Origin of the sequence: Streptomyces sp. NPDC052236 (assembly GCF_044548015.1) — a bacterium.
Lineage (GTDB): Bacteria > Actinomycetota > Actinomycetes > Streptomycetales > Streptomycetaceae > Streptomyces.
Genome location: NZ_JBIUBL010000030.1, coordinates 1 through 18,281, shown reverse-complemented (window position 1 = coordinate 18,281; position 18,281 = coordinate 1). Strand labels below are relative to the sequence as shown.

The following is an 18,281-nucleotide window of genomic DNA, read 5'->3' as shown; positions in this document are numbered from 1 at the left end:
ACCCACCCCCGTGGTCAATGCGTACTGCTGTGCCTGCTGTTGTTTTCCTTGTTCCCGTCCATGGAACGGCCCATTCCCGGCGTGCGTTCCACTCTCCACCGAATGATCACCATGACGTTATCGAAGAGTGATACATCGTCGCAGCTCAGAGAGGTGCGTCAGGCTTGCGGGAGATCCGTCGGCAGCGCTTTCGCGCCATCCTTGGTAACCCTTGTCGCCCCGAAGTAGTCCGGCGTGTCGATCTTGTCGAAGCGGATCACGGCCCCGGTGTACGGCGCGTTGATCATGTACCCGCCACCGACATAGAGCCCGACGTGCCGGATCGCCCGTGAGTTGGTGAGGTCGTCGGAGAAGAAGACCAGATCGCCGGGGAGCAGCTCGTCGCGGGAGGGGTGCGGCCCCGCGTTGTACTGATCGTTCGCGACGCGCGGCAGTTCGATGTCCACGGTCCGGTAGGCGGCCTGCGTCAGCCCGGAACAGTCGAAACGTCCGCCCTGCTCGGGCGTGCCGTTGCCGCCCCAGAGGTACTTGGTGCCGAGTTTCTGCTGCGCGAAGTAGATCGCCGCGGCGGCCTGCCGCGACGGCTCGACGCGGCCGATGGGCCGGGCGAAGCTCTTCTCCAGGGTGCGGATGACCTTCACGTAGTTCTGGGTCTCGCGGTAGGGCGGGACGCCGCCGTACTTGATGACGGCGTAGGCACCAGCGTTGTACGCGGCGAGCATATTGTCGGTCGGGTCGCCGGGCGCCTTTTTGACGTATCCGGCCAATTCACAGTCGTAGGTGGCAGCGGACGGAATCGCGTCGGCCGGGTCCCATACGTCGCGGTCCCCGTCGTTGTCCCCGTCGATGCCGTGGGTCGCCCAGGTGCCGGGGATGAACTGCGCGATGCCCTGGGCGGCGGCGTGGGACTGGGCTTTGGGGTTCCAGCCGCTCTCCTGGTAGAGCTGGGCGGCGAGGAGCGCGGGGTTGATGGCGGGGCAGAGGTTGCCCCACTTCTGCACGAGAGGCCGATAGAGCGCGGGCACCGCCCCCTTGGCGAGCCCGACGGCACGGCCGCCACTGCCATTGGCCCCGCCCATGAGCCCGGCGGCGGCGGAGTAGGTCCCGACGACGAGCAGCGCGACGAAACCGAGGCAGAGCCCGATCCCGATTCCCGTGGCCACCCAGAGCTTTCGCACGCGTCAACCCTCCCCTATCCGGATCGCTTTCAGACCCGCTTCGGCCGGTACGCGTGGCGTACGGGCGATCCGGTCGGGTAAGTGCGCGCTGTCGGTCACGCGTTCCACGATAGCCAACTCTGCTGGTGGCAAACAGATTGGTCTCATGCCAGGCACTCGACCCAGAGGAGTTTGCCGCCGTGCTTCAGGGGGTGCGCGCCCCATCTGTCGGCGCAGAGCTGTACGAGGTGCAGCCCGCGCCCGTTCTCCGCCTCGGGGTCTACGGGATCCAGTGTGCCCTTGAAAGGGGCGGGGATCTCGGGGTTGGCGTCCCAGACGCTGAGGCGGAGCCGGCGGGGTTCGCGGGCGCCGAGGCGGAATTCGCATGGCTCGGCCGAGTAGAGGTGGGCGTTGGTGACGAGCTCGCTGGTGAGGAGTTCGGCGGTCTCGGTGACCTCGGTCATGTGGTGGGCACGGAGGACGGCGCGGAGGGTGCAGCGGGCGATGCCGGGGGCGCGGGGGTCGTGCGGGAGTTGCAGGGAGTAGGCCCAGGGCGGCGATACGGTTGCCATGGAAGTCTCCTTACGCGGAGCGGCGGTTGGGGTGGCGGTGCGTTTGCCCGGTGACCAGATCGCTCCGTCGAGCGGGGTGCTTCCAGGCGGGTGGCCTGAGCAATAAGGTAGCCGCGCCAGTAAATGCATTCACCGATTCCCGGTAATCTCGTTCACTACCACTCGTGTGGGTGACCAGTCACAGCAAGGAGGCGGAGGAGCCCGTGAGGAGCAACCCGACGGGTCGACAACTCCGGTTCGGCGCGGAGCTGCGCAGACTCCGGGAGCGTGCGGGCCTGAACGCCACCGAGGCCGGTCAACTCATGGGCATCAAGCAGACTCAGGTCAGCAACATGGAGGCCGGGCGCGTCGGCGTGAGCGCCGAACGGGTGCGCGCCCTCGCCTGCCACTACGGCTGCTCCGACAAGGCCCTCATCGAGGCGCTCAGCGACATGACCACCGAACGGTCGCGGGGCTGGTGGGAGGAGTACCGCGGGATCCTGTCCGGAGGCCTGATCGACCTGGCCGAAATGGAGCACCACGCGATGCTCCTGCGCGCCGGGGTCACTGCCCACGTCCCTGGCCTGCTCCAGATCCACGATCACGCTCGCGAGGTCTTCCGCCAAGTCGTGCCGGAACTCTCGCCCCCGGACATCGAGCACCGGCTCTCGTTCCGGATCAAGCGTCAGGCAATCCTCTTCAAGGACTCGCCCACCCCTTATCAGGCGATCATTCACGAAGCCGCCCTGCGCATGCAGTTCGGTGGAGTTGCCGTCACCAGGAGGCAGCTGCGGCACATCCTCGACATGAGCGAGCGCGCCCACATCACGGTGCACGTCATCCCGTTCGTCGCCGGCGCCTACCCCGGGTCGGGGCAGTCGATCCTGTACGCCCAGGGCCCCGTACCGCAGCTCGACACGGTGCACCTCGATCAGTCCCATGGCTCCGCGCTCATCGACGCCGAGGCCCAGCTCGACAAGTACCGCGTACTCCTGAAGCGGATGAAAGGCATCGCCCTCGGTGCCAAGGAGTCACGAGAGTTCATCCACACCATCGTCCAGGAGCTGTGAAAGGAACCGAGATGCCCACCGACACCTGGCAGAAGTCCTCCTACTGCGGCGAGGGCGAGGCCTGCCTCAACGTTGCCGCGACCGGCGGCTTGGTCAAGGTCACCGAGAGCGGCGATCCTCGCGGGGCGATACTCACCACCACCCCCGCCACCTGGTCCGCACTCCTCCGCACCCTCAAGGAAAACCATGGCTGACATCCCCGCCGACCTCGACTGGACCCGCGCCGCCCCCGACGACGCAGAAGGCCCCGGCCCCTGGATCGAGGTCGCCTTCGGCCCCGGGGACCTCGTCTACCTGAGGGAGACGAGCGACCCAGAGAACGTGGTCACCACCACCCGTAAGAAGTGGGACGCCTTCGTCCTCGGCGTACAGGCGGGCGAATTCGACCACTTCGCGGAGTTGGACGGCCAGGCACCCGAGGAAAGCTGAGCATCTACCCCGATACGTCGAACCGCAGGTGACGACGAGTCTCGTCACCCGCGCCCCGTCCGAGACGTACGCAACCGCGACCTGGCGGCTTTCGACGGAACAGTGAGAGCCGTAGACGGGAATGGCCCACTCCGCCTTGTTCGACGGCCACCCCCTGTCCATCAGATTCGCGTAGATTCGCGGAAGCAATTCGTCTGCTGATCACGGGGGAGGGGCGCATGGCGCTCAACGAGAAATGGGGCGAGCTGTTCGGCAACGACAGCTCCGGTACCCAAATGCAACTGGCCACTGTCGAGGGGCCCGGCGCGGGCAGCAACGGCAACACCCCCGACCTCAAGGCCGGCCAGGGTCCCTGGACCACCGCGTCCGGGGTCGCGGACGCCCTGCACACCTCCTCCGCCACCGCACTGACCGACTTGGAGACAGCAGCCAAGGTCGAGGCGAAGAGCACCGCGGGCCTGGACAGCACCAAGGCGATGGACGAGGTCCTCACTTCCTGGAAGGGACGCCTCACCGCCGTACGCGACGAATGCACCCGCCTCCAGGGCGCACTCCAGAGCGCGGGCAAGGAGTTCGGCGAGCGGGAGATCACAACCGAGAACAAGTTCAAGGGCAAGATCGGCGGCCCGAAGTGATCACCTGGGAGCAGCTGGAGAAGATCGATCTCGACGAATACCGGGACGCCGCGACCGGCTGGGGCAAGGTCTCCAGCCGTGCCAACGCGGCCAAGGATCGCGTCGACAACGAAATGCTCGGCAAGCTCCGCGAGACCCAGAAGGGCCAGACGGCCGACGCGGCCATCGGCGACCTGACCCGGCTGAGCCGCAATTACCAGTACATCCACACGGAGTGCGGACTGATCCGCACCGCCCTGAACGGGCTCGCCGCCGAAATGGCCGGGCCCCAGGGCAAGCTGAAACGGACGCTGGCGGATGTCCCCAAGACGTTCACGGTGAAGCCGGACGGCTCCGTGACGTACCCCGTACCCGTGCCTCTCGCGCCGGGCACCGGACAGGCCACCCCCGGAGCCCCCGTTCCCCTCCTGCCGGGCACGGCCGAGGGCGGCGCCAACGCCAACAAGGGCGCGGCGGAACAGATCGCCGAGGACATCGCGGCAGCACTGCGGGAGGCCAACGAGATCGACGGCCGGTACGCGGGCGCGCTGCGCAAGCTCGTGATCCCGCCGGACGCCAAGGGCCTCGACATCACCGACGCGATGTTCGCCGACGCGGCCCAGGACACGAGGGACCTCCAGCAGGCGGCCGGCAAGTACGCCGACGACGAGAAGATCCCCAAGGGCAAGTCGGCGGCTGAGAACGCCGCATGGTGGAACGGGCTCACCCAGGACCAGCGGGACGAGTACGCCACGCTCTACCCCGCCTCGGTCGGCGCCCTCGACGGCATCCCGTCCACTGTCCGCGACGACGCGAACCGCATGGTGCTGGCGGAGACCCGCGCCCAGACGCAGCTGGACCTGAACAAGCTGGGTCCAGAGCCCGCCAAGTACATCCAGAACCCGAGCGGTACCTATCCGGTGGCGATCAAGAACCCGGCCTGGGAGCAGTGGAACAAGGGCGGTGGCCCCCGCTTCCAGGCCCAGCTCAAGGGCATGGACGCGATCCAGAAGCGGTTCGACTCGCCCGCTTCGGATGGCCTGCCCGAGGCGTACCTCCTCGGCTTCGACGAGAAGGGCACCGGACGCGCGATCATCGCCAACGGGAACCCGGACACGGCGACCAACACCGCTGTGTACGTGCCGGGCACCACGTCCAGGCTGGAGGGTATCGGCGGGGACATCAACCGGATGACGGAGCTGTGGAAGGAGAGCAACGCGCAGTCTCCCGGGGAGTCCACCTCGACCATCACCTGGCTTGGTTACGACGCCCCGCAGAGCATCGTGCCCGGCGCCATGCAGAAGGACTGGGCGTACAACGGCTCGCCCAAACTGAACAGTTTCATGGACGGCCTCGAAACGGCCCAGGGCGGCGCCGACAACAGCCACACCACGGTCATCGGCCACAGCTACGGCTCCACGGTGGTCGGCGACGCCTCCAACAAGGGCGACCTGTCCGCCGACGACATCGTGGTCGCGGGCAGCCCCGGCATGATGGTCGGAGACGCGGATGATCTCGACGTCCCGAAGGGCCACGTGTGGTCCGAGGCAGCGTGGAACGACCCGGTGCCCGCGGGCGGCAAGCTCGCTGGACTCGGCGGCTACAAGTGGGGCGTCGAGACCTGGAACGGCATCCCCTTCAACGCCGGGTACGTCCAGACGGTGCCGTCGGACGAGGCCTTCGGCGCTCACCGGATGGACGTGGACACCAGCGGGCACAGTGACTACTGGAATCGTGGCTCCCAGAGCCTGAAGAACCAGGCTTCGGTCGTCGTCGGCGACTACGACCGCGTGGAAGAGGACGATTAGTGATCCGCATCAGCAGCAGGGGCGGGCGCGGGCGAGCGCTCGGCGCCCTCACCTCCGTTCTCGCCCTGACAACCATCGCGACGGGATGCTCGAAAGACATGGACGATCTCGGCTACAAGCCCACCACGCTCGCCGTCGACGACGCCCGGGCCAAGACCAAGTCCGTCTCCAGCCAGATCTTCGACATGATCGGCCTCAAGCAGGCCAAGACGACGGAACCGGGCCCCTCCATCTCCGCCTGCGAGGAGGACCCGGAGCACCTGTTCCTCTCCCGGCACCCGTGGTCGGTCTACGGCGTCTCCCCCGAGGAGCTGAAGCAGGGCTTCCAACGGCTCAAGGAGAACCTGCCCAAGGAGGGCTGGAAGATCGTCGAGTACGGGCCGAACAAGAGCGCGGCCAAGACGCTCGAACTGACCGCGGACTCCGAGAAGGAGCACTTCTCGGTCAACGCGGAACTCCGCGTCGGCGGCTCATCCGAGAAGACGCCCCTGATCCTGGTGAACGTGGTCTCCGGCTGCTACCGGGCACCCGACGGGACAGACCTCAACGGCGTGTACTGACCGCGAAGCAGCGCTTCACGGCTTCATGCTCCATGCGGGCGGTTGCCGCGGAGAGCCTCAACAACCAGGCCCGGGTCACCATGGGACCGACCGGCCACGCCCCCCGCGCACGCGACACACGCGCCCCGCGCACGCACCAGCAGGGCAGAGGGGCACCCACGACAGTCATTGCCCGGAGTCACGCCGCATGATACACAGAGTAACCAGACATATCTTGGTGCCGGGCCTGACCTGCGCCGCCGCAGGTCAGGACTGTTCGATCGGTCAAACGTGCGGAGATCGGGTAAGAAACCCTCCAAGTCGGCTTACGCGGACGGTTTCATCAGCGAAGATAGAACGACGACCCGTGCCGGGTGGCATGGGCATCGAATGACCCAACAGGGGCGGTGAGTTACATGATCCTGGCAGCCGAAAAGGGCGATATCACCACCATCATCGGCGGAATCGCCCCGAACTGGGGGCCTTTCGGGAGCCTGGGGAGCGAGGCCCGAGTGATGATCGAGGTAGTGATGGCCGTTGCCATCCTCCTCTGCCTCGGCATCGCGATCTGGGGCGCGGCCAAACAGCGCATCGGCGCGACGGCGCTCCGCGACACCTTCAGTGCCGAGCAGGGCAAGGGCCTGATCGTCGCCGGTCTGACCGGCGTCTTCATCATCGGGTCGCTGGGGACCGTGTTCACCATCGTCTACGGGATGGCCGTCTAGCCGCCCGTCAGTCCTCTCCGGGCGTGCCCGGCCACCGTTTGAGGTACGTCTCCCTGATGTCGAGTCACCACACCGCGCCCACGCGGGAAGCAGCACGACTACCGTCGTACTACGTGTCGTACGACGCGGAACTGCAACTGGTTGAGGGGGCGTACGCCAGATGAGCCTCGGCGACGAGCACGGCAGCTACGGCGGCGAGCCGAGCGGCGGCCGTGCCGACGAGAGCTTCGGCGGCACGGGCCAGACGCGTACGCGCCTGCCCGGCGGCGACACCGACGCGTACGGCTCCCCGCGCAGACCACCCGCGCGGAGCTCACGCTCCCTGATCGCGGTCGTGGGCGTCGTGGTGCTGCTGATCGCGGCCATCGCGTTCGCCAACCGGGGCGGGGGCGATGACGACCCGTCGGGAGGCGGGGGCACGGAAGCGGGGGCGCAGCCGACAGCGGCGACGGGGGTGAAACCGGTGACGGGGAAGAACGGGGCGAACCCGGCGATTCCCTCGGGGTACGCGAAGACTGAGCAGGGCGCGCAGAGCGCGGCAGCGAATTACGCGGTGGCCCTCGGCTCCGACGGCATGTTCAAGGCGGCGACTCGCCGCGGCATCGTGGAAGCAATCTACGATCCCGCCGCGGCCGGCGCCCTGATGACCGGCCTGGACAAGGCGTACTCCGCGGGCTTCCTCGCCAACGTCGGCCTGAGCGCGGACGGCACCCCGCCCGACGGAATGACCTTCGTCTCCCGTACGGTCCCCGTCGGCACCAAAGTGACGGCGCAGAACGGCGACACCGCCACGGTCGAGGTCTGGTGCACCGGGCTGGTGGGCCTGGCAGGGCCGGACTCCACCAAGCCGGTGACCGACACCTGGTTCACGATGACCGAGAAGCTCAAGTGGGTCGGCAACGACTGGAAGATCGAGTCGTCGAGCCAGAAGGAGGGTCCGACTCCGGTCAACGGTGACAACCGTGCCTCCTCAGCGGACGAGATCGCTGGTGCTGTCCAGGGATACGGAGGCTTCACCTATGCCCGCTAGCCGGCACCCCCGTGCACCCCGTACACCCCGTGCCATCGCGCTGACGGTGGCCCTGGCCAGTCTCCCGACCTCCGTCATCCTCCTGGCATCGCGCGCCGCGGCGGCGCCCACCCCCGGCCCGACGCCCAGCCCCACGCCAAGCCCGAGCAACAACGCCTGTGACCTCCTCGTCGGAGGAGCCAGGGAGCACTGCGAGGAGGGGCCCGGCGCCTCCACCCGCTCGCCCTCCACCGACCCCACCGACGCCCTCGACCCCCTCACATCCCTCGCCCGCGGCTGCGCCGACGCCGCCGTCTGGACCGTCGACACCCTCTCCAAGGCCGTGAAGTCCACCGCCACCGTCGACTTCACCAACCCCGCCTTCCTCTCCCAGTACGCCATCGTCTTCGCCGCCGCCACCATCCTCACCCTCGTCCTCTGGCTCCTCGCCGTCGCCAAGCGCGCCATCCGTGGCGTCCCCCTCACCACCGCCATCTCCGAAGCCATCGGCTTCCTCTGGCTCACCGTCCTCGCCTCCGCCTTCACCCCCCTCCTCCTCTTCACCCTCGTCTCCGTGACCGACGGCGTCACCGAGGTCATCGCCGGCTCCACCAGCAGCCAGACCGACCAGTTCTTCGGGAACTTCTCCGGCGCCCTGAAGAAGGGCACCGACATCGGCGGTGGGCCGATCATGCTGATCGTCGTCTCGCTCGTCACCATCCTCGCCGCGGGCGTCCTCTACCTGGAACTGTTCATCCGCGCCGTCCTCCTCTACGTCGGCGCCCTCCTCGGCGTCGTCGTCTACGCCGGACTCGTCGACAAGAACATGTGGGGGCACGTCCGCCGCTGGGCCGGAATCATGATCGCGATCATCATGGTCAAGCCCGTGATCGCGATCGTGCTCGGACTCGCCGGCGCGCTCTCCGCCGAGGACGGGCCCGATTCCTTCTCCGCCGTCGTCTCCGGCCTCTCGATCATCCTGCTCGCGATCTTCGCCTCCGCGATGATCTACCGCTTCGTCCCCGGCTTCGGCGACGAGATCGCCGCCTCCCGCAACAACCGCCTCCAGAACGGCGCCGAGAACGCCGCGGCAGCCGTCATCAGCTCCCCCGCCGCCCTCGTCTCCCAGGGCATCAAGACCCACAGCAGCCGCGGCAACCAAGGCGGCGGCGACAGCAACGGCGGATCAGGCGGCGGCAGCGGTGCCCGGCCCTCCAACCCCATCAGCGGCGGCGTCGCCGCCCACAGCAGCCGCAGCACCGGCGGCAACGGCGGCACCGGCGCCGCCGCCGCGCCCCCACCCCGTAGCGGAAGCACCGGCAGCCCCCACAGCAACCGCAAGAACACAGGACCAGGAGGTGGCGGGCGTTGACCACGCAGTTGTCCCACCCGATCACGCCCCGCCGTACGTATCTCATCGGCCGGGCCCGGCCGAACGCGATCGTCGGCAAGAACCGCGAGACCGGCGAGATCGCCCTGATCATCGCCGGCGCGTTCCTCGGCATGATGAGCGGGCTGCTGGTCCCCGTCCTGTCCCTGCGGATCGTGATGCTGATGGGCTTCCCGCTCCTCGCCCTCGCCGCCGTGTACGTCCCGTACAAGCACCGCACGCTCTACAAGTGGTTCGAAATCAACCGCAGCTTCAAGCGCACCCTGCGCAACGGCACCCTCTACCGCTCCACCGCCGCCGAAGCGGGCACCCGGCTCGACGGCCGTGAGATCGAGGTCGGACCGCCCCCGGGCATCGGCCGGATCAACTGGCTCGCCGCGCCCTTCGGCCCCGACGAGATCGCCGTACTCCTGCACGCCGACCGCCGTACCGTCACCGCCGCCATCGAGATCGAGGGCCCGGGCGTCGGCCTGCGCGACAGCGAGGACCAGGAAGCCCTCGTCGACCGCTTCGGCACCCTCCTCAAGCATGTCGCCAACGGCGACGGCTTTGTGACCCGCATTCAGATGCTCGCCCGCACCCTCCCCGCCGACCCCGACGCACACGCCAAGGACGTCGCCCAGCGCGGCGACCAGCAGTCGCCCGGCTGGCTGCGCGACTCGTACGACCAGCTCCAGTCGATGGTCTCCACCTCCAGTGAGCAGCACCGCGCCTACCTCGTCGCCTGTATGCACTACACCCGCGAGCTCGCCGCCGAGGCCCACGCCATGGCCCGCGCCACCCGCCACTCCACAGGCCCGAAGACCAGGAAGCTCGACAAGGACGCCGGCCTCGCCGTCGTCATGGCCCGCGAGCTCACCGACATCTGCGCGCGCCTCGCCGAGGCCGACATCCGCGTCCGCCAGCCTCTCGGCCAGGGCCGTCTGTCCTCCCTCGTCCACTCCATGTACGACCCGGACCACCCCATCGACCACATCCAGGCGATGACCAAGCGCAACGCCTGGCCCGCCGAGCTGGACGCCATGCAGCCCACCTACCTCCAGGCGAAGACCCGCGAGTCCTCGACCCGCGCGCCGTGGTGCCATGCCACCGCCTGGGTGAAGGAGTGGCCGATGACCCCCGTCGGCGTCAACTTCCTCGCGCCGCTGCTCGTCCACACCCCCGATGTGATCCGTACGGTCGCGGTCTGCATGGATCTGGAGCCCACCGAGGTCGCCATCGAGCGGATGCTGACCGAGAAGACCAACGACGAGGCCGACGCGAGCCGCGCCGCCAAGATGAACCGCACCGTCGACCCGCGCGACATCGCCGCGCACGGACGGCTCGACCAGCGGGGTGAAGATCTCGCCAGCGGTGCGGCAGGCGTCAACCTTGTCGGGTACATCACTGTGTCGTCGCGTTCGCCCGAAGGCCTGGCCAGGGACAAGCGCACGATCCGGGCCTCAGCAGGCAAGTCCTATCTGAAACTGGAGTGGTGTGACCGCGAGCATCACCGGGCGTTTGTGAACACCTTGCCGTTCGCGACCGGCATCCGACGCTGAACGAGAGGGCAGTCCGCCATGCGAGATCCGCTGTCCGTCTTCACGGATGCCTTCACCTCCTTCCTCTTCGGGAAGGTGGAGACGACCCGCCTTCCCGTCCGTACGTCGACGGGGCAGGCGCAGGCCGTCTACCTCCCCACCGCCGCGCCCGGCCTCGGCGACTCCGGCGTGATCATCGGCCGTGAGGTGTACAGCGGCAAGGGCTATATCTACGACCCCTTCCAGCTGTACGGCCAGCAGCTGCCGGCCCCCCACTGGCTCGTGCTCGGCGAGTCCGGCAACGGCAAGTCGGCGCTGGAGAAGACGTACGTCCTACGGCAGTTGCGCTTCCGCGACCGCCAGGTGGTGGTGCTCGACGCGCAGGGCGAGGACGGCGTCGGCGAGTGGAATCTCGTCGCCCAGGAGCTGGGGATAACCCCCATCCGGCTGGACCCGATGACAGCGCTGGACGGCGGCATCCGGCTGAACCCGCTGGACCCGGCGATCACCACGACCGGCCAGCTGGCTCTCCTCCGTACGATCATCGAGGTCGCCATGGGGCACGGCCTCGACGAGCGGTCCGGCTTCGCGCTGAAGGTGGCGCACGCGTACGTGAACGAGACGATCACCGACCGGCAACCGGTACTGACCGACATCGTGGACCAGCTGCGGCACCCGGAGCCGGAGTCCGCCGAAGCGATGAATGTCGACATAGATGACGTACGGGCGTGGGGCCTGGACGTCGCGCTGGTGCTGGACCGGTTGGTCGACGGTGACCTGCGCGGCATGTTCGACGGGCCGACGACCGTCGGCATCGACCTGGACGCTCCGCTGATCGTCTTCGACCTCTCCCACATCGACCGGAACTCGATCGCGATGCCGATTCTGATGGCGATCGTGGGGGTGTGGCTGGAGCACACCTGGATCCGGCCGGACCGCAAGAAGCGCATCTTCCTGGTGGAGGAGGCGTGGCACATCATCAACTCCCCGTTCGTGGCACAGCTGTTCCAGCGGCTGCTGAAGTTCGGCCGTCGGCTGGGTCTGTCCTTCGTCGCGGTGGTCCACCATTTGAGCGACGTGGTGGACGGGGCGGCGGCGCGGGAGGCGGCGGCGATCCTGAAGATGGCGTCGACCCGGACGATCTACGCGCAGAAGGCGGACGAGGCGAGAGCGACGGGGCTGGTGCTCGGCCTGCCGCGGTGGGCGGTCGAGATCATCCCCACGCTCACTCCCGGCATCGCGGTCTGGGACGTCAACGGCAATGTGCAGGTGGTCAAACACCTGGTGACGGAGGCGGAGAGACCACTGGTCTTCACGGACCGGGCGATGACGGAGTCGACCGGGCCCGCGCTCCCGGAGGACGTGGCGGCCGCGGAGTGGGAGGCGGAGCAGCGCGCGGCCCTGATCGAGCGTCAGCAGCGGGACGACGCGTCCGAGGCGTCCGAGTCGACGGTGGCGTGACGAGATGCGTGACCGGCACGAAGGCGGCGATGGCCGTGCGAGAGAAGGCGGCATCCCGGACGGGCTGCTGATCGCCCTGCTGGCGTTCCTGCTCGGGCTGTCCGTGCTGGTCTGGAGTGGCACCGGCCTGGCGGGCGTGCTGGCGCACGGCGCGTGGCCGGAGGGCGTCACCTTCGGCAATACGCCGCCGGCGATCCGCGCGCTGATGTCGAATCCGCAGGACCTGCCGACGGCCTGGCCACAGACGCCGGCGGCGGAGCTCTCCGGGTACGGGCTGTTCTGGGGGCTGGTGATCGGCCAGGCGATGGTGCTGATCGTGGTGGCGGTGTTCGTCCTGGGCACCTTCGCCCGCTGGCGCGCGGTCCGCGCCCGGGACCACGACCCGATCGCACATGAGCGGCACGAGGCAGCCCAGGACCGGAGCGCCGGTGCGGGTGGCCCTCGCCCTGACGCGTTTACGGAGTCGGGACCTGGTCCGGGACCAGGTCCCGGACCAGGGACTACCCCCACGGCCACCCCTGTCCCTGTGGTCCCCCTTGTGGAGAAAGCCCCTCTGCCCACCACCCTCCCTACCCCCCTCCCCACTTCCTTGCCCGCTCCCCGAACCCCCCGGCTCCTCTACGGCGACCCCGCCACCCGCCGCCCCGCCGCCGTTCAGGCCGTCCTCGACGCCGCCGGACCCGCGCTCGTCGTCACGTCCGATCCCACCGTGTGGTCCGAGACGAAGGACGCGCGGGCCAAGCTCGGCCCCGTCCTCGTCTACGACCCCGGGCACCTCTGCGACACGCCCGCCCGCATCCACTGGTCGCCCACCGCCCGCTGCGAGGACGCCGCCACGGCCCGGGATCGAGCCGTCGCCCTCCTCGCCTCCGTACGGCCTCGCGCGCTCCTCGACGCCGCCATGGCCGACACCGCCGAGACGCTGCTGCGCTGCTGGCTGCACGCCGCGGCCGTGGACGGACGCCCGTTCAAGCAGCTCCACCGCTGGGCACAGGGCGGCTCCGCCCAGGAGGCCGTACGTATCCTCCGTACGCACCCCAAGGCCACCGCCGGACTCGCCGGACTGCTGGAGTCCGCGCTCACCGGGCACCCCGAACGCCGCGACATCGCCCAACAGTTGGTGGTCCGCGCGCTCTCCGCGTTCTCCTCGATCCACATCCGGGAGGCGTGCACAGCAAACCGGGCCGATTCGCTGACCTTGGAATCATTCATCGATGAAGGGGGCACCCTTTACGTGGTGGGTGAATCGATCGAAGATCCGCGCACCCACCCCGGTGCGATGCCTCTGCTCACCGCACTCGCATCAGACGTGGTCGAGCACGGCCGCCGCATGGCCGCACGGTCATCTGACGGCCGGCTCGACCCACCACTGACTCTCGTACTGGACGATGTCGCGGCCGTGGCTCCGCTGCCCCGGCTTCCCGACCTGCTGGCGACGGGCCAAGCCCAGGGACTGCCTACTCTGGTCCTGCTCCGCTCCGCCGAACAGGCGCGCGCCCGCTGGCCCCAGCCACTGACTGACCCAGTGGGCTAGCGCCTGATCTCCAGCTCCAGCTCCCGGGCCGTGGGATCCCCCGGCGCCGGCACAGAATCCCCGCTCGGCTCGAACCCGGCCCGCCGGTAGAACGCGGCAGCCCGCCCGTTGCGCTCGTGCACATACAGCCGTACGCGTTCGATGGGCGGCCCCGCCAGGGACCAGGACCACTCCACCGCCGCCGCGAACAGCGCGTCCGCGACACCGGTGCCGCGCGCCTCCGGCCGTACGAACACCCCGACCACATGCGTCTGGTCCATCTTCGCGGCCTCCCCGAACCGCACCTCCCCCGCCGGCCGCTCGACAAGCACCGTGAGCGTGCCCACCCACCGCCCGTCCGCGGCCTCCGCGATGAACTGTCGCGTGACGACCCCCTCCGCGGCAGCGGACGTCCGGTCCTGCCAGAAGACGTCGGGCCGCTCGACGGCCTGTTCGTATGTCTCCACGAAGGCGAGGTGAGCGACCGGATCCTGCAGTCCCACGAGCCTGATCTCCCGGGCCTTGGCCCACTCGTCGGCGCGTACGGGTCGAATAACGTATTCCATCTGGTGATACTGACGAACGCCCGTGCCCCTGAGCAACGTGGTTTGCCTGTCGTACTGCGGTACTACGCCCAGCGCTCCCGCTCCCGCCCCCAGTCGGACGATCCTCGCCCGCCCGCTCCTTAGCGTCGAAGACATGATTCGGGCACACGGACTCACCAAGCGGTACGGCGACAAGACGGTCGTCGACGATCTCACCTTCACAGTCAGGCCGGGCGCTGTTACGGGCTTCCTCGGTCCGAACGGTGCAGGCAAGTCCACGACCATGCGCATGATCCTGGGCCTGGACGCACCAACCCTCGGCCGCGCCACCGTCGGCGACCGCCCCTACGCCGCCCACCGCGCGCCCCTCACCGAGGTCGGCGCGCTCCTGGAGGCACGCAGCATCCATCCCGGCCGCTCCGCCTACCACCACCTGCTGGCACTCGCCCTCACGCACGGCATCCCCCGCGCCCGCGTGAGTGAGGTCCTCGCCATGACCGGGCTGTCCGAGGTCGCCCGCCGCCGGGTGAAGGGCTTCAGCCTCGGCATGGGCCAGCGGCTCGGCATCGCGGCGGCCCTGCTCGGCGACCCGGCCACCGTCATCCTGGACGAGCCTGTCAACGGCCTCGACCCCGAGGGCGTCCTCTGGATCCGCAACCTGCTCAAATCCCTCGCCGCGGAAGGCCGTACGGTCTTCGTCTCCTCCCACCTGATGAGCGAGATGGCGGTCACGGCCGATCACCTGATCATCATCGGCCGGGGCAGACTGCTCGCCGACACGACGGTGGAAGCATTCGTACGGGAGGCGGGGCTCGGGGCCATCAAGGTGGTCACGCCGGACACGGAAACCGTCCGGCTGCGCGGCCTGCTCGCAGGCCCCGGCATCGACATCACCAGCGAAGGGCCACCAGGCACGCTCCACGTCCACGGCACGGACGCGCGGCACATCGGCCGTACCGCCGCCGCGCACTCCATCCCCCTCTACGAACTCACCCCACAGGCCGCCTCCCTGGAGCAGGCCTTCATGGAACTCACACGCGAGTCCGTCGAGTACCAGGCCACGCCCCAGGCCACGCCCCTCCAAGGAGCAGCATGACCTCAGCTCTTCACATCACGGCTCCCCGCGTGCTGCGCTCCGAGTGGTCGAAGTTCTTCTCCCTGCGCTCGACGTGGATCGCGCTGGCCGCCGCGACAGTCCTCGTTCTCGCCATGGGCGCGATCACGGGGATCAGTTACGACCCGGGCGGCGAGGACGCGGGGCGCGTCGATCCCGTACGGTTCACTCTCCTCGGCACCCAGTTCTCGCAGATCGTGATCGCTGTCCTGGGCATCCTCGTCACGGCCGGGGAATACTCGACGGGCATGATCCGGTCCTCCCTCGCCGCCGTACCGCGCCGTACGCCCGTGCTGTGGGCCAAGGCCGCCGTCTTCACCGCGGTCGCCTTCGCCGCCACTCTCGCCACCGCCTTCGCCGCTTTCCCGCTCGCGCAGGCCTTCCTCGACGGCACCGACATGTCCATCTCCATCAGCGACCCCGGCGTCGTCCGTGCCCTCACCGGCACGGCGGCGGCCCTCGCCCTGACCGGCGCTTTCACGCTGGCTCTCGGTGCGCTGCTGCGCTCGGTGCCGGGTGCCATCGGCGCGTACATCGGCTGCGTGCTGATCCTTCCCCAGGTCCTGGGCATGCTTCCGTTCGACGCGGTGAAGGACGCGGTCAAGTACCTTCCACTGGAGGCCGCCGACGCGCTCAGTACGCTGCACCGCGCCGAAGGGGTCCTGGCACCGGGGCCGGCGCTGCTGGTACTCGGCGCGTGGGTGACGGCGGCGCTCGTCGCGGCGGCCTTGCTGCTGCGCCGCCGCGACGTATGACAAAACGTACGAGGACAGGACTGGACTGGACGATGAGCCCGAGCTCCGGTGTCAAGGGCGGCACGGGCCCCCAGCCGCTCACCCGGCTCCTCCACCTCGCCACCCAGCGCATACGGGCCTTCGACCGCCGCCACCCCCTGGTGTGGGACCTGCTGCTGCCGGTCGTCGCAGCGATGGGCGGCCTGGCCGACCTCATCAACTCGAACTGGCGCATCGTCGCACCCAACCCTGACGTTCCGGCCGCCCTCGTCGCCGTGATCACCGCCGGATTCGTACTTCCCCTGGCGTGGCGGCGACGGCGGCCCCATTTGGCGATGACGGTCGTCTTCGTCGCCGTAACCCTCAACGGCTGGACGGGCGCGGCGGCACAGATCTCGATGACCGGGCTGGTCGTACTGTTCAATGTCACCCTGCGCGCCTCGGCGCGCGGTCTGGCCTGGATGTGCGTACTGCTTACGGCGCAGACGGCGGTGACGGCGACCCGCTGGCCGGACGGCGACTGGGGACGCGCGTTCGTCCCCCCGATGATGTCGCTGGCCCTGGTCATGCTCCTCGCCATCGCCGTACGCAGCCGCCAGGAGTACACCGCTTCTCTCGTGCAACGAGCGGAGCAGCTGGAGATCGAACGCGATCAGCAGGCGCGCCTTGCCGCAGCCGCCGAACGTGCCCGGATCGCCCGGGAGATGCACGACATCATCGGCCACAACCTGGCGGTGATCACGGGCCTGGCGGACGGCGGCTCGTACGCGGCGGCCTCCGGCAAGAACCCGCAGCGCGCAGGCCAGGCCCTGGACGCCATCGGCACAACGAGCCGCCAGGCGCTGGGCGAACTACGACGGCTGCTCGACGTACTGCGCGAAGACCCGCCGACGCCGGACCTCACCCCGCAGCCGTCCCTGGCCGACCTGGAGGCGCTGGTGGAGGGCGTACGGGAAGCGGGCCTCCCGGTGCGCCTCACGACGAGTGGAGCCCCGCGCACAACTCTGTCCCCCGGCCGCCAGCTCACGGTCTACCGGGTGGTGCAGGAATCCCTCACCAACACCCTCAAGCACGCGGGCCCGCAGGACGTCACTGCGGAAGTCACCCTGACGTACACCCCGGACGCCCTGGAGGCCGTCACCACGGACACCGGCCGCGGGGGCGTGGGCGAATCGCGTTCGGGCACGGGCGGTGGCCGGGGCATTCGCGGAATGCGCGAGCGTACGTCGCTGTACGGCGGCACACTCAAAGCCGGCCCGGTGCCGTCGGGCTGGCAAGTCTGCCTGACACTCCCCCTGAACGACTGAGCGATCGAGCGACACAGAGAAGGACAAGCCCAGTGACGACCGTGCTCGTGGCCGACGACCAGCCGATGCAGCGTTTCGGCTTCCGGATGCTGCTGGAGAGCCAGGACGACATGACGATCGTGGGCGAGGCGGCAAACGGCACGGAGGCGGTCCGCCTCGTCGCCCAGCACCGCCCCGATGTGGCCCTGATGGATATCCGCATGCCGGGCCTGGACGGCATTGAGGCCACTCGCCGCATCATCGCGGCCGGTGCCCGTACGCGTGTCCTCATCCTGACGACCTTCGACCTCGATGAGTACGCGTACGCGGGTCTCCGGGCCGGCGCCAGTGGCTTTCTCATCAAGGACGCCCACCCGGAGGAGCTCCTCTCGGCAATCCGTGCGGTGGCGAGCGGCGACGCGGTGGTCGCCCCAAGCCTGACCCGCCGCCTGCTGGACGCATTCGCGCACCACCTGCCGCACGGACCCGGTGGCACCGATGCGACCGAGGGACCGGATGCCCGTCTGGCGTCTTTGACCGACCGTGAACGGGAAATCCTCACCGTCATCGGCCAGGGCTGGACGAACACGGAAATCGCGTCGCGTTTCCACCTCGCCGAATCGACGGTGAAGACGCATGTCAGCCGCATTCTCGCCAAGACGGGCGCCCGGGACCGCGTACAAGCGGTCATCCTGGCCTACGACACCCGCCTGGTAAATCCGTCCTGAACGCAGGAATGCCCCGCACCAGAGGTGCGGGGCATTCCCACAATGATTGTTCGGCGGCGTCCTACTCTCCCACAGGGTCCCCCCTGCA

Annotated in this window: 19 protein-coding genes; 16 read left to right on the top strand and 3 right to left on the bottom strand. The window is 68.9% G+C overall.

Going from position 1 to position 18,281, the window contains the following annotated elements:
• Window positions 1–158: 158 nt before the first annotated feature.
• Window positions 159–1,178 carry an NlpC/P60 family protein gene (locus ACIHCQ_RS36105; protein WP_399672288.1) on the bottom strand — a complete coding sequence of 340 codons (1,020 nt, stop codon included), beginning with the start codon at window positions 1,176–1,178 and terminating at the stop codon, window positions 159–161.
• 143 nt (window positions 1,179–1,321) lie between these two features.
• Complete coding sequence (locus tag ACIHCQ_RS36100) at window positions 1,322–1,729, bottom strand: ATP-binding protein (protein WP_399672286.1); 408 nt, start codon at window positions 1,727–1,729, stop codon at window positions 1,322–1,324.
• 170 nt (window positions 1,730–1,899) lie between these two features.
• On the opposite strand from ACIHCQ_RS36100, the gene ACIHCQ_RS36095 reads away from it, so the two are divergent.
• From ACIHCQ_RS36095 to ACIHCQ_RS36040, 12 genes are all read left to right on the top strand, one after another.
• On the top strand, window positions 1,900–2,778 hold the full coding sequence (locus ACIHCQ_RS36095) for a helix-turn-helix domain-containing protein (protein WP_399672284.1): 879 nt from the start codon (window positions 1,900–1,902) through the stop codon (window positions 2,776–2,778).
• Between the two features lie 11 nt (window positions 2,779–2,789).
• Window positions 2,790–2,972, top strand: a complete 183-nt coding sequence (locus tag ACIHCQ_RS36090) for a DUF397 domain-containing protein (protein ID WP_399672282.1) — start codon at window positions 2,790–2,792, stop codon at window positions 2,970–2,972.
• The gene (locus ACIHCQ_RS36085) at window positions 2,965–3,207 is read left to right on the top strand and encodes a DUF397 domain-containing protein (protein ID WP_399672280.1); all 243 of its coding nucleotides are present in this window, start codon (window positions 2,965–2,967) and stop codon (window positions 3,205–3,207) included. Before ACIHCQ_RS36090 ends, ACIHCQ_RS36085 begins: the two co-directional genes overlap by 8 nt.
• 218 nt (window positions 3,208–3,425) lie before the next feature.
• Entirely contained in the window at window positions 3,426–3,842 is a 417-nt protein-coding gene (locus ACIHCQ_RS36080; RefSeq protein WP_399672278.1) for a hypothetical protein, read from the top strand.
• Entirely contained in the window at window positions 3,839–5,629 is a 1,791-nt protein-coding gene (locus ACIHCQ_RS36075) for an alpha/beta hydrolase (protein ID WP_399672276.1), read from the top strand. The genes ACIHCQ_RS36080 and ACIHCQ_RS36075 overlap by 4 nt, the downstream gene beginning before the upstream one ends.
• On the top strand, window positions 5,629–6,189 hold the full coding sequence (locus ACIHCQ_RS36070) for a hypothetical protein (protein ID WP_399672274.1): 561 nt from the start codon (window positions 5,629–5,631) through the stop codon (window positions 6,187–6,189). Before ACIHCQ_RS36075 ends, ACIHCQ_RS36070 begins: the two co-directional genes overlap by 1 nt.
• A gap of 395 nt (window positions 6,190–6,584) precedes the next feature.
• On the top strand, window positions 6,585–6,893 hold the full coding sequence (locus tag ACIHCQ_RS36065) for a hypothetical protein (protein WP_389275553.1): 309 nt from the start codon (window positions 6,585–6,587) through the stop codon (window positions 6,891–6,893).
• A 160-nt stretch (window positions 6,894–7,053) separates the two neighbouring features.
• On the top strand, window positions 7,054–7,923 hold the full coding sequence (locus ACIHCQ_RS36060) for a hypothetical protein (RefSeq protein ID WP_399672271.1): 870 nt from the start codon (window positions 7,054–7,056) through the stop codon (window positions 7,921–7,923).
• The gene (locus ACIHCQ_RS36055; RefSeq protein ID WP_399672269.1) at window positions 7,913–9,274 is read left to right on the top strand and encodes a hypothetical protein; all 1,362 of its coding nucleotides are present in this window, start codon (window positions 7,913–7,915) and stop codon (window positions 9,272–9,274) included. The genes ACIHCQ_RS36060 and ACIHCQ_RS36055 overlap by 11 nt, the downstream gene beginning before the upstream one ends.
• Window positions 9,271–10,833: an SCO6880 family protein gene (locus ACIHCQ_RS36050; protein ID WP_399672267.1), complete on the top strand. Its 1,563-nt coding sequence runs from the start codon at window positions 9,271–9,273 to the stop codon at window positions 10,831–10,833. Before ACIHCQ_RS36055 ends, ACIHCQ_RS36050 begins: the two co-directional genes overlap by 4 nt.
• A gap of 18 nt (window positions 10,834–10,851) precedes the next feature.
• Window positions 10,852–12,273: an ATP-binding protein gene (locus ACIHCQ_RS36045; RefSeq protein WP_399672265.1), complete on the top strand. Its 1,422-nt coding sequence runs from the start codon at window positions 10,852–10,854 to the stop codon at window positions 12,271–12,273.
• 4 nt (window positions 12,274–12,277) lie between these two features.
• Window positions 12,278–13,807 carry a type VI secretion protein gene (locus ACIHCQ_RS36040; RefSeq protein WP_399672263.1) on the top strand — a complete coding sequence of 510 codons (1,530 nt, stop codon included), beginning with the start codon at window positions 12,278–12,280 and terminating at the stop codon, window positions 13,805–13,807.
• Here the strand turns inward: ACIHCQ_RS36040 and ACIHCQ_RS36035 are convergent.
• Window positions 13,804–14,352, bottom strand: coding sequence for a GNAT family N-acetyltransferase (locus tag ACIHCQ_RS36035; protein WP_399672261.1), 549 nt, complete (start codon window positions 14,350–14,352; stop codon window positions 13,804–13,806). The two genes, ACIHCQ_RS36040 and ACIHCQ_RS36035, sit on opposite strands and share 4 nt — an antisense overlap.
• A 133-nt stretch (window positions 14,353–14,485) precedes the next feature.
• On the opposite strand from ACIHCQ_RS36035, the gene ACIHCQ_RS36030 reads away from it, so the two are divergent.
• Genes ACIHCQ_RS36030 through ACIHCQ_RS36015 form a run of 4 tightly spaced genes read left to right on the top strand, consistent with a single transcriptional unit; the run spans window position 14,486 to window position 18,193 of the window.
• The gene (locus ACIHCQ_RS36030; RefSeq protein WP_399672259.1) at window positions 14,486–15,427 is read left to right on the top strand and encodes an ATP-binding cassette domain-containing protein; all 942 of its coding nucleotides are present in this window, start codon (window positions 14,486–14,488) and stop codon (window positions 15,425–15,427) included.
• Window positions 15,424–16,200, top strand: a complete 777-nt coding sequence (locus ACIHCQ_RS36025; protein WP_399672257.1) for an ABC transporter permease — start codon at window positions 15,424–15,426, stop codon at window positions 16,198–16,200. Before ACIHCQ_RS36030 ends, ACIHCQ_RS36025 begins: the two co-directional genes overlap by 4 nt.
• Window positions 16,201–16,232: 32 nt before the next feature.
• Entirely contained in the window at window positions 16,233–17,486 is a 1,254-nt protein-coding gene (locus tag ACIHCQ_RS36020; RefSeq protein WP_399672255.1) for a sensor histidine kinase, read from the top strand.
• Window positions 17,487–17,518: 32 nt separating this feature from the next.
• Complete coding sequence (locus ACIHCQ_RS36015) at window positions 17,519–18,193, top strand: response regulator (RefSeq protein ID WP_399672253.1); 675 nt, start codon at window positions 17,519–17,521, stop codon at window positions 18,191–18,193.
• Window positions 18,194–18,281 lie beyond the last annotated feature (88 nt).